Origin of the sequence: Bifidobacterium eulemuris (assembly GCF_014898155.1) — a bacterium.
GTDB classification, from domain to species: domain Bacteria; phylum Actinomycetota; class Actinomycetes; order Actinomycetales; family Bifidobacteriaceae; genus Bifidobacterium; species Bifidobacterium eulemuris.
Genome location: NZ_CP062938.1, coordinates 130,512 through 145,246, shown reverse-complemented (window position 1 = coordinate 145,246; position 14,735 = coordinate 130,512). Strand labels below are relative to the sequence as shown.

At 62.7% G+C, this 14,735-nt stretch carries 15 protein-coding genes and 2 tRNA genes; 5 read left to right on the top strand and 12 right to left on the bottom strand.

Features of this window, described 5'->3' with window-relative positions; genetic code table 11:
* Positions 1-45 precede the first annotated feature (45 nt).
* The 3 genes from BE0216_RS00680 to BE0216_RS00670 all read left to right on the top strand — a co-directional run bounded on the left by BE0216_RS00680 (position 46) and on the right by BE0216_RS00670 (position 3,623).
* On the top strand, positions 46-1,914 hold the full coding sequence (locus BE0216_RS00680) for an FAD-binding protein (RefSeq protein ID WP_094636366.1): 1,869 nt from the start codon (positions 46-48) through the stop codon (positions 1,912-1,914).
* A 13-nt stretch (positions 1,915-1,927) separates the two neighbouring features.
* Positions 1,928-2,872, top strand: a complete 945-nt coding sequence (locus tag BE0216_RS00675) for a succinate dehydrogenase/fumarate reductase iron-sulfur subunit (RefSeq protein WP_094636367.1) — start codon at positions 1,928-1,930, stop codon at positions 2,870-2,872.
* A 97-nt stretch (positions 2,873-2,969) separates the two neighbouring features.
* Positions 2,970-3,623 (top strand): O-methyltransferase, encoded by a 654-nt coding sequence (locus BE0216_RS00670; RefSeq protein WP_094636368.1) that lies wholly within the window; start codon positions 2,970-2,972, stop codon positions 3,621-3,623.
* Here BE0216_RS00670 and BE0216_RS00665 read toward each other — a convergent pair.
* The 9 genes from BE0216_RS00665 to dtd all read right to left on the bottom strand — a co-directional run bounded on the left by BE0216_RS00665 (position 3,620) and on the right by dtd (position 10,947).
* Positions 3,620-4,372: an LOG family protein gene (locus BE0216_RS00665; RefSeq protein ID WP_226805659.1), complete on the bottom strand. Its 753-nt coding sequence runs from the start codon at positions 4,370-4,372 to the stop codon at positions 3,620-3,622. The two genes, BE0216_RS00670 and BE0216_RS00665, sit on opposite strands and share 4 nt — an antisense overlap.
* On the bottom strand, positions 4,356-5,783 hold the full coding sequence (locus tag BE0216_RS00660) for a Na+/H+ antiporter NhaA (protein ID WP_226805804.1): 1,428 nt from the start codon (positions 5,781-5,783) through the stop codon (positions 4,356-4,358). Before BE0216_RS00660 ends, BE0216_RS00665 begins: the two co-directional genes overlap by 17 nt.
* A 182-nt stretch (positions 5,784-5,965) precedes the next feature.
* The gene (locus tag BE0216_RS00655; protein ID WP_169714256.1) at positions 5,966-7,147 is read right to left on the bottom strand and encodes a MalY/PatB family protein; all 1,182 of its coding nucleotides are present in this window, start codon (positions 7,145-7,147) and stop codon (positions 5,966-5,968) included.
* A 79-nt stretch (positions 7,148-7,226) separates the two neighbouring features.
* A tRNA-Arg gene (locus BE0216_RS00650) sits at positions 7,227-7,303 on the bottom strand.
* 29 nt (positions 7,304-7,332) lie between these two features.
* A tRNA-Arg gene (locus tag BE0216_RS00645) sits at positions 7,333-7,406 on the bottom strand.
* Positions 7,407-7,490: 84 nt separating this feature from the next.
* Positions 7,491-8,846, bottom strand: coding sequence for an ATP-dependent Clp protease ATP-binding subunit ClpX (gene clpX / locus BE0216_RS00640; RefSeq protein WP_094636371.1), 1,356 nt, complete (start codon positions 8,844-8,846; stop codon positions 7,491-7,493).
* Positions 8,847-9,036: 190 nt separating this feature from the next.
* Positions 9,037-9,738 carry an ATP-dependent Clp protease proteolytic subunit gene (locus BE0216_RS00635; protein ID WP_094636372.1) on the bottom strand — a complete coding sequence of 234 codons (702 nt, stop codon included), beginning with the start codon at positions 9,736-9,738 and terminating at the stop codon, positions 9,037-9,039.
* Positions 9,739-9,741: 3 nt separating this feature from the next.
* Positions 9,742-10,356, bottom strand: a complete 615-nt coding sequence (locus tag BE0216_RS00630; protein WP_094636373.1) for an ATP-dependent Clp protease proteolytic subunit — start codon at positions 10,354-10,356, stop codon at positions 9,742-9,744.
* 105 nt (positions 10,357-10,461) lie between these two features.
* Complete coding sequence (gene dtd, locus BE0216_RS00625) at positions 10,462-10,947, bottom strand: D-aminoacyl-tRNA deacylase (protein ID WP_094636374.1); 486 nt, start codon at positions 10,945-10,947, stop codon at positions 10,462-10,464.
* 152 nt (positions 10,948-11,099) lie between these two features.
* On the opposite strand from dtd, the gene BE0216_RS00620 reads away from it, so the two are divergent.
* Together BE0216_RS00620 and bcp are read left to right on the top strand one after the other, a co-directional pair.
* Positions 11,100-12,455, top strand: a complete 1,356-nt coding sequence (locus BE0216_RS00620) for a metal-dependent hydrolase family protein (RefSeq protein ID WP_094636375.1) — start codon at positions 11,100-11,102, stop codon at positions 12,453-12,455.
* Positions 12,456-12,644: 189 nt separating this feature from the next.
* Positions 12,645-13,166, top strand: coding sequence for a thioredoxin-dependent thiol peroxidase (bcp, locus tag BE0216_RS00615; RefSeq protein ID WP_169714248.1), 522 nt, complete (start codon positions 12,645-12,647; stop codon positions 13,164-13,166).
* 164 nt (positions 13,167-13,330) lie between these two features.
* Here bcp and BE0216_RS00610 read toward each other — a convergent pair whose 3' ends face one another.
* The 3 genes from BE0216_RS00610 to BE0216_RS00600 are packed head-to-tail and all read right to left on the bottom strand — an operon-like array spanning position 13,331 to position 14,582.
* Positions 13,331-13,678: an MGMT family protein gene (locus BE0216_RS00610; RefSeq protein WP_169714249.1), complete on the bottom strand. Its 348-nt coding sequence runs from the start codon at positions 13,676-13,678 to the stop codon at positions 13,331-13,333.
* Between the two features lie 30 nt (positions 13,679-13,708).
* Positions 13,709-14,035 (bottom strand): hypothetical protein, encoded by a 327-nt coding sequence (locus BE0216_RS00605; RefSeq protein WP_143249274.1) that lies wholly within the window; start codon positions 14,033-14,035, stop codon positions 13,709-13,711.
* A complete protein-coding gene (locus BE0216_RS00600) occupies positions 14,025-14,582 on the bottom strand; it encodes a Panacea domain-containing protein (RefSeq protein WP_094636378.1) in 558 nt (185 codons plus the stop codon). Before BE0216_RS00600 ends, BE0216_RS00605 begins: the two co-directional genes overlap by 11 nt.
* Positions 14,583-14,735 lie beyond the last annotated feature (153 nt).

Genomic DNA, 14,735 nt, shown 5'->3' with positions numbered 1-14,735 from the left:
GTTGTGGCGGAGACGTCGGTCTCCCCTTGTGGGACAATCGTGGGTATGAGTCCGAAGCAGTTGGAAGATATGTATGATGCGGTGGTCGTCGGTGCCGGAGCGGCCGGACTGTCTGCGACGCTGGGGTTGTTGAACTCCCCGGAAATGGAGGATCTACGCGCGCAAGGCCTTGAACCGAAAGTGCTGGTGGTATCCAAACTCCAGCCGTTGCGTTCGCATACCGGTTCGGCCGAAGGCGGCATCGCCGCATCCTTGGGCAATGTGGACGACGACGATTGGCATTGGCATTATTACGACACCGTCAAAGGCGGCGACTGGTTGGTCGATCAGGACGCGGCGCTGCTGCTCGCCCAACACGCCCCTGAGACCGTGATCAATCTGGAGCGTCAGGGAGTGGCGTTCTCGCGCACCGACGAGGGTCGTATCGCGCAGCGGCGGTTCGGCGGCCACACCAAGAATTTCGGCGGAGAGCCGGCGAAACGCGCCGCGTACGCGGCCGACCGTGTGGGGCACCAGATCCTGCACACCCTATGGCAGCAATGCGTGGCCGCCGGCGTCGAATTCGCCGAGGAATGGTATGTGACCGATCTGGCGCTCACCGACGACAGGTCGCGTGTGGCCGGCGTGGTCGCCTACGACACGCATACGGGCAAAACACATGCCGTGCGCGCGCATAATGTGCTGTTGGCTACGGGCGGCGCGGGCCGTCTGTTCCACACCACATCGAATTCGTGGGATCTGACCGGAGACGGCATGGCGTTGGCCCTTGCCGCCGGACTGCAGCTGGAGGATGCGGAATTCGTGCAGTTCCATCCCACCGGTCTGGCCCATACCGGCATTCTGCTCTCCGAGGCGTCGCGTGCCGAAGGCGGCATCCTGCGCAATGCGGACGGCGAGGCCTTCATGGCCCGCTATGCGCCGGAACATAAGGATCTCGCGGCCCGCGACGTGGTCAGCCGCTCCATCATGGCCGAAATCGACGCCGGCCGCGGCGTGGCCGATCCCAAGGATCCGGACGGTCCGAAGGATTGCGTCTGGCTGGATCTGACCGGCGTCGACGAGGCGCATATGCTCGCCGTGCTGCCGCAAGTGGTGGAGACGGTCAAACAGTACGCGAACCTCGACCCGGCCAAGGATTGGGTGCCGATCAAACCGACCGCGCATTACACGATGGGAGGCATTCCCGTCACCACGGAGGGTGAGGTCTACCAATGGGCCGATGGTGCGCGTCATATCGTCGCCGGTTTGTTCGCCGCGGGCGAATGCTCCTGCGTGTCCGTGCATGGCGCGAACCGTTTGGGCGGCAATTCGCTGCTCGACGCCTGTCTGTTCGGCACACGCGCCGGCTCCTCGATGGCCAAGCGCATCGCCGACGACCCGGTGGACGGTCCGATGGCAGATCCCGATATCGACGGCACTTTGGAACAGGCCGTGGATGCCGTCGAATCCACCCGGCAGGCCGAACTGCAGCCCCTGCTTGCCGGCCCGGCCGAGCCACAAGACGAGGTCGCCCCACATGACGACAACCCGTACGCGCTGATGGCCGAACTGGGAGGCGTGATGGAGCGCGCCGCCGCCGTGCGCTGCGACGCCGCTAGTCTGGCCGAAGCGATGGCCGCGTTGCGAGACGATCTGTCGCCTCGTGCCCAGGCTCTGACCGCCCATGAGAAAACCGCCGCGTTCAACCAGGAGGTCACCGCCATCTGGGAGACCCGCCATCTTATCGCCCTGGCCGAAGCGGTGCTCACCGCCTCCGACGCGCGTCATGAGTCACGCGGTTCACTGAAACGCACCGATTTCCCCGAACGCGACGATGAATGTTTCCTCGCGCATTCGATGACCGACGGCGACGGCACGGTCGCCTGGCAGCCGGTGCGCATCGTGGACATGCCGCCGCAGAAGCGCGAATACTAAGGAAGAGAAACGTATGACCAACACCACCGTGACTTTGCAGATCCATCGTTTCACCCCACGCGCCGAACGTGAGCGCGACCGTGCGCGTGGCGGCAGCCCGTTCGCGAAGAAAAGCTCGCCGTTCGGTGACTCCGGCGCCGCGTCCGCGCGCCGTCGCCCGCGCGGCAAACAGTGGGTGCAGGAGTATGTGGTCGCCGCCGGCCCGGAGGACAGCGTGCTCGACCTGCTGCTGACCATCAAACGCACCATGGATCCGACTCTCGCCTTCCGGTATTCCTGTGGTCATGGCATGTGCGGTTCGGACGCGGTGTCGATCAACGGCACTCCGAACCTGCTGTGCACCGCCATGGTGAAGGATTGGGCGAAGCCCGCCGGCTCCGGTCCGACCGCCGATGATGAGGGATTCCGTGCGACCGGCGACGCCACGACCGATTCGGATAACACGGCCGTTCCCGGCTCCCCCATCGCCGACGCCGACGGCAGTCTGGGCGTGATCGAGCTCGCCGCGTTGCCTGGGTTCCCCGTGCAACGCGATCTCGTCGCCGACATCGATCCGATGCTCGACCAGATCCGCAAGCTCAAGCCCTATCTGCAGGCGGACGGCGTGCTCGCCACCACCAGCGAGGGCAAGGTCGACGTGTTCGAGTATCTGCAGAATCCCGAACAGCTGGCGCGATACGAGACGTTGACCAACTGCATCGCCTGCGGCGTGTGCGAGGGTCTGTGTCCGGTGTATGCCGGCGGCGACGCGTTCATCGGTCCGGCCGCGCTGATCTGGGCCAGCCGTTTCGTCAACGATTCGCGTGACGAGCGGACCGCCGAACGTCTGGAGGCCATCGACACGGCCGATGGCGTGGCCGCGTGCCAGTCGGTGCGCGCCTGCACGCGCCAATGCCCGCGTGGCATCGATGTGGGCGAGGAGATGTGGCAGATCGTGGCCAAGGTGCGCGAACGCTAGTCACGTCCTTCTCCCGGTCATATCAACGCCTTCTCGATACGTTCACGCACCCGCGTATCGCGCGCTTGGCCGAAAAGAAGCAGTAGAGTGAGGATTTATGGATAGAATGCAGCACACGAATCATGCCAAAACATGGGAGTTCGCCGAAGACCGTGCCTTCGCCCACCAAAGCCAGGCGCTTATCGAGGTTCGCGCCTCCGCGGAGCAGGCGGGAGCACCGCAGACTTCCGCGGCCCAGGCCGAACTGCTGTCGCTTATGGTCACGTTGACCGGCGCGCAGTCCGTGATCGCAGTGGGCACCTGCTCGTTGGTGGAGACGCTCGCACTGTTGGAGGGCCTGCGTGATGGCGGCCAGCTGACCGCGGTGGATTCCTCCGCGCAGGGCATCGCGATGATCCGCAACATCTTCCATACGCTGGAGGATGAGACCCAGACCTCGCTGCGCGCGGTGAACGCCGACGTGAACGTGTTCCTGCCACGCCTGAACGCGAACGACTATGACCTGATCGTGGTGTCGGGCGACGCGGCCAACTATCAGGCGACGCTCGACCAGGCGCCGCGACTGCTGAGCGAGCGTGGCGCCATCGTGTTCACCGATGTGCTGGCGCGGGGCGGCGTGCTCGATGCGGCCGACCGCAGTGAGAAAACCGTGGCGATGCGTGCCTTCCTCGAATCGTTGGAAGCCAATGAGGAATTCGAGTCGACGCTCACACCCGACGGCACCGGCATGGTGATCGCCGTCAAACGTTAACGGATGCCGCTGACGGCGACGCGCACAGCCTCTTCGGGATCGTCGGTGACCGTGACCAGATGCGGATCTACGGGCGCGATCATACCGCGCCCGCTGACCTCTCCCGCCAGCCAGTCCAACAATCCCTGCCAGTAGTCGCGCCCGAACAGCACGATCGGCATGGACGTGACCTTATGCGTCTGCACAAGGGTGAGCAGTTCGAACATCTCGTCCAAAGTGCCGAATCCTCCCGGGCAGATGATCACGCCGGATGAGTATTTGACGAACATGGTTTTGCGCACGAAGAAGTAGCGGAAACTCATACCGAGGTTCACCCACTCGTTGATGCCCTGTTCCTGGGGCAGTTCGATGCCCAATCCCACGGATCGTCCGCCGGCCATGGCGGCACCGCGGTTGGCCGCCTCCATGATGCCGGGACCTCCACCGGTGATCACGGCGATTCCTTGCCGCGCGATAAGCTCTCCCATGGTTTGCGCCGCCTGATAGTCCGGATCCTGCTCCTGCACGCGCGCGGAGCCGAACACCGATATCGCGGGACCGAGTTCGGCCAGCGCGCCGAAGCCGTCCACGAATTCGGACTGGATGCGCAGCACACGCCATGGATCCATATGCAGCCAATCGGCGTTCTGGTCGGAGCGCAACAGATTCGCGGTGGTGCTCTCCTGCGGAATCATGTCGCCGCGCATAATCACCGGACCGCGGTGATAGGTGCTGCCTAACGGCGATTGCGTCTCATGTTCGGTCATCATGCCTCCTTTGGCGTATTTTCTCCCGTAGTTTTCGCGCTTTGATCTGCGCCAACTGTTCCTGTGTGAACGCTTCGATGGTCACGCTTTGCGTGCCGTCCGACAGTGTGGTGACCTGTTCGGACATCGCTTCAAGGCTCCGCTTGCCTTCCGTTTCAGAGGCCTGCTCCGCCTCGTATCGTTGGGATTGGCGGTGTAGCAGCACACCGGAGATGGCGGCCGCGATCAGCGAGGCCATCAGCACACCGAAACGGGCCTCCGCCGAAAGCTCCGCATCCGTATAGGCCAGCGAGGCGATCAGGAAGGACACGGTGAAACCGATGCCGCACGCGCATGAGGCGGGCAGCAGATCCCGCACGCGCAGCCCACGCGGCAGACTCAATCCGCCGATATGTGTGGTGACCCAGGCGGTGATCATAATGCCCAGAGGCTTGCCGACCACCAACGCCACGATGATGCCCACCACCACCGGTGAGACCATCAGCGCGGGAGTGAGCGCGTCGAAATGCACGCCCGTGGCGAACAGGGCGAAAATCGGCAAGGCCAGCAACGAGGAGAACGGCTGCAGCTTGTCGTGATAACGTTCGGCGCGCGGACTGGCCTCGCCGTACATCTCACGCGACGGAGTGAGCAGACCGACCAGCACGCCGGCCAGCGTCGGATGCACGCCGGCCTCGAACATCATCACCCAGGCGAGGATGCCCACGCAGCCGACGGCGATCCACGGCACGCGGCGCATACGCACCAGCAGCGCCCACACGACGGCGCATACGACGATGCCAAGGAACCAATACCAGTCGTTGAGCGACGAGAAGAACACGGCGATCAAAATAATGGCCAGCAGATCGTCGACCGTGGCGAGCGTCATCAAAAACGCGCGAATCGAGCCCGGCAGCGCTTTGGCGAACAATGCCAGCACCGCAAGCGAGAAGGCGATATCCGTGGCGGTGGGAACGGCCCACCCTTGCGCGATGTCGCTGAATGAGAACACGGAGCCGTTGGCGATCTGCTCCAGTCCGGGCCCGGGCGGCGCGAACCGCGAATACAGGGCGGTCACCGACAAAAACAGGATCGGAGGCACCAGCATGCCGCCCACGGCGCACAGCATGGGCACGGCGGCGGCTTTGGGATTGGACAGCGATCCGGTGGTGAGTTCCTGCTTCAGGTCCAGGCCGACCATCAGGAAGAAGATGGTGAGCAGACCGTCCTGCGCCCAATGGCCGAGCGGCAGGTCGATATTCGTGTACGGAATCGCCAGTTGCGTCTCCGAAATCGTCTCGAACAGGTGCGCGGTCCACGGCAGGTTGGCGAGCACCAGACCGGCGAGGGCGAATCCCAGCATGATCAGGCCTGATATGCGGTCGGAGGCGGCTACGCGCCGGATCCTTTCCCACATGCTCGGGGTGCCTGTCATGGTGGTGTTCACGCTCATCGCCGCTCCTTAGATCCGTTCCATTGTACGGACCGCGTAGGGACGTTCCGCCCCGGGCTTACCCGGTGGAACGACACGCCGTCGTCTCGCATGGCTGGCATGCCGGCGGCTTCTCCATGACGGGGCGATCCTCCATCCGCCATGGCATCGTCACTGGACGCGCGTCAGCGTTCGGACAGGGCCTTGCCCCACCGGTCAAGCACCCGCTCCAGCAGCGCGGTGGGGCATGCGAGGTTCACCCGCTCGAAATAGTCGCCGCATTGGCCGAACATCGAGCCTTCGTCGAGGAACACACGGGCCTTGCCGCGCAGGAACTCGCATTGCGCCTCGGGGGTTTCGAATCCGAGTCCGCGGCAGTCGAGCCAGGCCAGATACGTGCCTTCGGGTTCGATCAGACGGATGCCGTCGGTGCGTGCCGCGAAATCGCGGATCACGCCGAGGTTGCGCTGCAGCACGACCATCAGCTCGTCCAGCCATGGCTCGGCGTGGTTGTAGGCGGCCTGGCAGGCGACCAGACCGAAATGGCTGACGGTCAGCCCGCCGATGTTCTCGGCGGCCACGTCGAAGCGGCGGCGCAGCTCGGGGTTCGGAATGATCGCGTTCGAGCACAGCAGACCGGCTAGATTGAAGGTTTTGGTCGGCGCGGTGAATTCGAACGCGTTGTTCGCGTACCGCTCCCCCAATGATGAGAACATGACGGTGCGATGCCCCGGGTGGGCGAAGTCGGCGTGGATGTCGTCGCACAGCACGGTCACACCGTGTTCCAGGCAGATGTCGCCCACGCGCCTGAGCTCGTCGGCGGTCCATACGCGGCCGACGGGATTGTGCGGATTGCACAGCAGAATCGCGGTGCAGCGCGGGTCGGCGGCCTTGGCTTCGAGATCGTCGAAGTCCATCTCGTAGCGGCCTTCGTCGCTTAGGCGCAGTGTGTTGTCGAGAATGGTCAGACCGTTGCGTTCGCAGGCGAAAGTGAAGGGATAGTAGACCGGGCGTTGGATGATGACTTTGTCTCCCGGATGGGTGACGGCGCGCAGGACGGTGTTGATTGCGGGCATCACGCCGTCGGACAGGCGCACGGCGTCCGGGTCAACGGCGAGGTTGTGGCGGCGGGCCATCCAGCCGGTGAACGCGGCGAAATAGTCGTCGGTCGCGTAATCGTAGCCGAACACGTCATGCGTGGCCGCCTCGACGATGGCCTCGACGATTTCGGGAGCGGGCTTGAACTCCATATCCGCCACGGACAGCGGCACCACGTCCTCGTTGCCGTGCCCCATCTCCTCCACGATCTGATGCCATTTGGCGGATGAGGAGCCGTGGCGTTCCAGGATGGTATCGAAGTCGTACACGCTCATCAGGCGACTCACCTTTCACGGCATCGTTATGGACTACAACTGAAAAAACCCTTGGTTTCCCAAGGGTTTCGTCTGGTGCGCGAGACAGGATTCGAACCTGCGACCTGCTGATCCGTAGTCAGCTGCTCTAATCCGCTGGGCTACTCGCGCATACCACTGTTATCCCCGTGGTTCGGGAGTGCGCGAGACAGGATTCGAACCTGCGACCTGCTGATCCGTAGTCAGCTGCTCTAATCCGCTGGGCTACTCGCGCATGCCGTCTGAACTTGAAGCCGTTCAGGCAACTCGAACAATAATACACATGCTGAGCCACATCGCAAGTCGGCGTGTCATACCGTCAGGCCACGCGCCTGCGGGGCAGGTCGTCGACGGCCTCGCGCAGCAGTTTCGGGCTTCCCTCGCCCCTGACGGAGGCTTCGTCGACGATGACCTGCCGCACATCCTCCATGCTGGGCAGTTGGAACATCGTCTCCTGCAGGGTCCGTTCGATGATGGAGCGCAGGCCACGCGCGCCCGTCCCCTGCGCGATGGCGGTTTCGGCGATGGCGCGGACGGCCTCATCGGTGAACGCCAGATCCACGCCGTCCACGGCGAAGAGCTTGCGGTACTGCTTGGTCAGGGCGTTGGCCGGTTGGGTAAGGATCTGCGCCAGATCGTCGGCGGTCAGCTCCTCCAGCACGCTGATCACCGGCAGACGGCCGATGAATTCCGGCAACAGGCCGAATTCGGCCAGATCGTCGGCGCTCACCTGGCTCAGCAGCTCCTCGTCCTTGATCTCATGGTCATGCCAGGCCGCGCCGAAACCGCTGGAGCGCCGGCCGAGACGGGTTTTGATGATGTCGGTGAGCCCCACGAACGCGCCGCCGCAGATGAACAGGACGCCGCGCGTGTCCATCTGCACGGTGTCCTGTTCGCGATGCTTGCGCGTGCCTTCCAGCGGCACGGAGGCGATGGTGCCTTCGAGGATCTTCAACAGCGCCTGCTGCACGCCCTCGCCGGACACATCGCGCGTGATGGACGTGTTCTCGCCCGACTTGCGGGCGATTTTGTCGATCTCATCGATGTAGATGATGCCGTGCTGGGCACGGTTCACGTCGCCGTCGGCGGCCTGCAGCAGGCGTTGCAGCACGGTTTCCACATCGTCGCCCACATAGCCGGCCTCGGTGAGCGTGGTGGCGTCGGTGATGACGAACGGCACGTTCATCACGCGGGCGAGCGACTGGGCGAGATAGGTTTTGCCCACGCCAGTGGGTCCCATAAGCAGGATGTTCGACTTGGCGACCTCCACTTCGGCGAAGGGGTCGTTGCGTCGGGCGATGCGGCGTTGACGGGCGCGCGCTTTGGCGGCGTTGTCGTCGTCCGCGCCTTCCAGTTCGTCCGCGGACTCGCGCAGTTCCATATTGACGCGCTTGTAATGGTTGTACACGGCCACGGACAGCGCACGCTTGGCTGACTGCTGGCCGACCACGTACCGGTCCAGATAGTCGTTGATCTGCACGGGCTTCGGCAGGCTCAACGCGTTGAGCTGCGCGTCGCGCTGGCGTTCCTCGGAGATGATGTCGACGCATAGCGTGATGCATTCGTCGCAGATGTTCGCACCGGGGCCGGCGACGAGTTTCTTGACCTGCCGTTCGGTTTTGCCGCAGAAGGTGCAACGTGGGATGTCCTCGTTGTAGCTCACCACACGTCCCATGACCGTCTCCTTCGTCTTGCCTCGCGCGTTTCGCGCCGTGCCGTCCCGCACCGCACCGGGCACCGTCACGATACGCCCTATCTGAGCGCATCCGTTGATGCCCGAGAAACAACGATACCCCTGAACCCAGTCGGGTCAGGGGTATCGCTTGTAAAGGTCGTGCGCAGTTCGTGGGGCGCGGACGCGGGATCTATTGGCGGTGTTCGAGCACCTCGTCCACGATGCCGTATTCCTTGGCCTGCGGCGCGGTCAGGAAGGTGTCGACCTCGATGTCCTTGCGGATGCGGTCGATATCCTGGCCGGTGTGCTTGGCGAGCGTGTTCTCCAGCCATTCGCGCATGCGCAGCATCTCCTTGGCCTGGATCTCGATCTCCGTGGCCTTGCCGAAGCCCTGGTCGATGGCCGGCTGGTGGATGAGCACGCGCGCGTTCGGCAGCATCAGTCGCTTGCCCTTGGTGCCGGCGGCGAGCAGGATCGCGGCGGCGGAGGCGGCCTGGCCGAGGCACACGGTCTGCACGTCGGGCTTGATGTACTGCATGGTGTCGTAGATCGCGGTCATCGCGGTCATGGAACCGCCCGGCGAGTTGATGTACATCATCACGTCGCGGTTCGGATCCTGCGATTCGAGCACGAGCAGCTGGGCCATGATGTCGTCGGCGGAGGTGTCGTCCACCTGCACGCCCATGAAGATGATGCGGTCCTCGAACAGACGGGTGTAGGGATCCTGACGCTTGAAGCCGTACGGGGTCTTCTCCTCGAACTGCGGCAGCACGTACCGGTTCTGCGGCGCGAACGCGGCCTCGCGGCGCGCGGACGGCATGAAGCCTATGACGCCGGTGGGGCCGGCGAGACGGTCGGCGCGTGCGGCGAACTTCGCTTCCTCACTTGCCATGGGTCACTCCCCCTTCTTCATCGAGTCGCGTGTGGTGATCACCTGGTCCACGAAACCGTAGTCCAGCGCCTCCTGGGCGGTGAACCAGTGGTCGTATTCGTTGTCGCGGTAGATCTCCTCCACCGTGTGGCCGGTCTGCTCGGCCGTGAGTTCGGCGAGCGTCTTCTTCATATCCATGATGAGTTCGGCGTTGATGCGCACGTCTGTGGTGGTGCCGCCGATGCCGCCGGACGGCTGGTGCATGAGCACGCGGGCGTGGCTGGTCAGATAGCGCTTGCCCTTGGTGCCGGAGCTCAGCAGGAACTGGCCCATCGAGGCGCACATGCCCAGGCCCACGGTCGCCACGTCGGGCTCGATGAGCTGCATGGTGTCGTAGATGGCCATGCCCGCGGTGATCGAGCCGCCGGGCGAGTTGATGTACAGCCAGATGTCTTTCTTCGGGTCCTCGGCGGCCAGCATGAGCAGCTGGGCGCAGATGCGGTTGGCCATATCGTCCTTGACCTCTTCGCCCATCCAGATGATGCGGTCCTTCAGCAGGCGGTTGAAGATCGGATCGGCGGGGCCCGCGGGCGCCTCGTCGCCGGCCATGACCGGGGCGGTTGCAAACATATTGCTCACCGTGGTTCTCCTTCTATGTTTTCAAACAGTGTCTAGCCTACCGCCTTCAAGCGACGGCGGGCGCGGTTTCGCGCTTTTTCGGCGGCCAGCGTACGCATGTGCACATCACGCCTTGCGCATGAGCTGGTCGGTGTCCATCACGATGGTCACGGGCCCGTCGTTGGTGAGGCTCACACGCATATGCGCGCCGAACTTGCCCTCTTTCACAGTCAGACCTTCGGCTCGCAGGGCGTCGCCGAATCGACGCCATACCTTCTCGGCGTGCTCGGGTTTGCCTGCAGCGATGAAACTCGGACGGTTGCCTTTGCGCACGTCGCCGAACAACGTGAACTGCGAGATGGACAGCACTTCGCCGCCGACGTCGTGAATGGAGCGGTTCATCTTGCCGTTCTCGTCCTCGAACACGCGCAGGTTGGCGATTTTACGGGCCAGCCATGCCACCTGCTCGTCGCTGTCCTCGTCGTCCACGCCGACCAGCAGCACGTAGCCTTCGCCGATGGACCGTGGCTCAAAGCTCGCATCCCGCTCACCGGTCGTCTCATCCATCACATCCACCGACGCGGCGCTCACTCGTTGCAAAACAATCCTCATACCCGCCACTGTACGCAACCCCATACCGTACTCCCGAGCCAACGTTCCCCGTCTTCCCGAGCCGCCCCTTCCGTCATCCCGAGCGAAGTCGAGGGATCTCCCCGCAACGAGACTAGACTGGTATGCAGCCGCCGAACGCAAAGGAGCCTGACATGAGCGCAGCACCATCCACCATCATCGAACCATTCGCCATCGCGCACGCCACGCTGGTCACCGGCGATGCCGAAGGCACCACACTGAACGACATGACCGTCATCGTCGGCGCGAACGGACGTATCGAGCAGGTCTCCCCCAGCCTGTCCACGCCGATTCCGTCCGACTACCATATGCTCGACGCGACCGGCAAAACCGTGATGCCGGGCCTGATCAACGCGCACGCGCATCTGTTCTCCGGTGGCAAGCCGATCAATCCCAAACTGGCGACGCCGACCGGGCAGCGTCGCGTGGCCGCGTTCGCCCATTCTCCATTGGGCCGGCCGTATATCGCGGCGAAAGCCAAGTCGAGTGTGATGACGCAGCTATGTTCCGGTGTGACGACCCTACGCACCTTGGGTGATGTGGGGTATGAAGCAGTGGCGTTGCGCGACCGTATCGACGCGGGCGAGATCGTCGGACCGCGTCTGTTGGCGTCCGGTCCTCTGCTGGCGATTCCCGAAGGTCACGGCGCGCCGCTGATCGCGCTGGTCTGCCCGGATGAGGACGCCGCGCGGGCGAACACGTTGGAGAATATCTCGCATGGCGCGAACGCGATCAAAATCGCGGCGACCGGAGGCGTGACGGACGCGCAGGAACTGGGCGAGGCGGGTTCTCCGCAGATGACCGTGGAGCAGATGCGTGCGATCTGCGATGCCGCGCACGAGTCGGGCGTGATCGTCGCCGCGCACGCGCAAAGCACTGAAGGCGTGCGCCGCGCGCTGCTCGCCGGCGTGGACACCATCGAACATGGCGCAGTGTTGAACGACGACCTTATCGAGTTGTTCCTGAACAATCCGAACGCTTTGCGCGGTTGGTCGGCGTTGATCCCCACATTGAGCGCCGCGCTGCCCTTGTTGGATGTCGATCAGTCGGTGTCCGGCATCACGGACATCCAGTTGGAGAATTCGCGCATCGTGGTCGCGGGCATGCTTGAGGGCGCACGTCAGGCGCGCGAGGCGGGATTGCGTGTGGGCGTGGGCACCGATGCGGCGATGACGTTCGTCACACAGTATGGCACATGGCGCGAGTTGGATCTGCTGGTCAAACGTGGCGGATTCACCGCCGCCGAGGCGTTGCATGCGGCGACGACCGTGAACGCGGAGATTCTCGGCGTGGAGGATGTCACCGGTTCGATCTCGGCCGGCCGCGCCGCCGACCTGCTGGTGACGAACGGCAATCCTTTGGAGGATTTGCGTGTATTGGAGCATCCGGATCTGGTCGTCGCAGAGGGCCATCCGATTTGGCGCCCCGATGCCAAAATCAAGCGCATCGCCGATTTGGACGAGATTCTCGATCAGACCTACGCGTCCTGACGCGCAGACGCTTTCCGCTGTCTTAACCGGAAGCTCTGATTCAGCAGGAGATCCCTCGACTTCGCTCGGGATGACGGAAAACACACTCTCCCTCCGCCATCCCGAGCAACTCGCTCCGTCATCCCGAGCGAAGTCGAGGGATCTCAGCCACATCCGCACAACCGCCCTATGAGCGTCTACACTGGCCTTATGAGCGCAACACCAGACACACAGAACGTTTCCGATTCTCAACTCTCCGCCCGTCTAACCCCAGGCCAGACCGCGCCGGATTTCGCACTTCCCGCGGATGACGGTACCACCGTGCGCTTTTCCGACGTGCTGCCCGAAGGCAAACGCGTGATCGTGTATTTCTACCCCGCCGCGATGACGCCCGGCTGCACGAAGCAGGCCTGTGATTTTCGTGACAATCTCAACCGTCTCACCGCGGCCGGATATACGGTGCTTGGCATCTCCAAGGATTCACCGGAGAAGCTCGCCAAGTTCCGCGAACGCGACCATCTCACATTCCCGCTGCTGAGCGATATGGATCTCGCCGTGCATAAGCTCTATGGCGCATACGGCGAGAAGAAACTCTACGGCAAAACCCATGTCGGCGTGCTTCGCTCGACGATCGTGATTGACACCAATGGCCAAGTGCTGCTCGCCCGATACAACGTGCGCGCCACCGGCCACGTCGATTCGCTCCTCAAACAGCTCGACAAGCTCAGCTGACGCCTTTGTACGCGTACCCTCATAGGATCACGAGACGACTCGGCTTCCCCCACATGTCGCTTCGCATCGATTCCGAGGGGTATTTTTGCGTTTTCCATCAAAAATACCCCTCGGAATCAGAGAACAAGCGGAGCCATGGAGCCGGCTAAACGGATAAAGACGTTTCAGGCATCCCATTGGCAGCGACTCAGATCCACGCGCCAGCCGTCCGCGCCGGCGGATTCTCTGGATTGTTCGCTGGGCGGTATGAAGATGACGCCTTCGTTTTCCAAAAGTTCCCGCTGCACGTCGGGACCACCGAATGCGAATCCGGGTGCGAGCGATCCGTCACGGAACACCACACGATGGCATGGGATCACGCCCGGCTCGGGATTGGAATGCAGTGCGAACCCCACGAACCGCGCCGACCGTGGCGCGCCCGCAAGCGCCGCCACCTGCCCATATGTGGCGACCTTGCCCTCCGGAATCCGACGCACCACGTCATACACCTTCTGCGAAAACGATTCAGCCATATCCGCATACCCTCCCATTATTCCAATGGATCAGCGGAGCTGGTATCGCATCTGCAATTCCAAGCGATCATACGGAGACAGATCACCGAGATGTTCTCCAAATGCGCTGATAGGGACTTTCAACAGACGATTCCATCTCACTGCGGATGCTCTGTCGAATCCCTCTTCATTCCAGTCCTTCAGCAACATGAAATCCGGAAAGTGACTCTTTTCAATCTTGCTGGTCACGTAAATCACCACACAGTTATCATCAGTGACTTCCTTGACTACGACGCGTCGATTCTTGCCTCTGCTGGGATCTTCACGGTACGGGAACCAGACTCTGCGGACCTGCCAAGGGCGAACATCAGTCATCATCGTCTTCCCATCCCTCTGGAAGGAACGGGTGCCCATGCTGGTCTAGCTCCGCCACGGTAACCAAAGAATCCGACACTGACGTTTCGTCGATCATCAATGGTGTCTGATTGACCCACTCACGAATGGACTCGCATGAAATGACATTATTCTTGTGTTCTTCGTACGCTTGACTCCACGGCGTACCCGGCTTATGCGTCATCCGCATCAAACCGATAGCCGAATAATCCCTCGCGTAAGTGCGATACACGTCGCACAGCAACTGTAGAACTTCCGGATCCAAGGTTTTCCAGTCAAAAGGACGCGCGACTTTGGCGATGGCATCACGCTGATACCCACTGAACGTCCGATATACATCTTTGACCACAGGGCCATACTTCCGCGCCTCCAAAGGCGCGTCGAACAATGGCTTTCCAAAGCGCTGCAAGCTGGCGGCCTGCGCGAAGAACAACAACTTGTTGAGCTTCATGTTCGTCATGCCGTCATCTTCTTCGGGGTTACCCTCATTCGCCGTTGCGATGAAGAAATCCGCCACATCCATGACATCCATGCGCGCACCTCCACTGACTTTCACTTGAACATATCAGTATACGCCAAAGATTTCATAGCATTCCCTGCCTCTTTCCAAGCGAAGCGCCCTCCGGTCATCATGATTCCTGTTCGTGGCCCACCGCCTGCAATGCCACAGTGCCTTGAACGGACG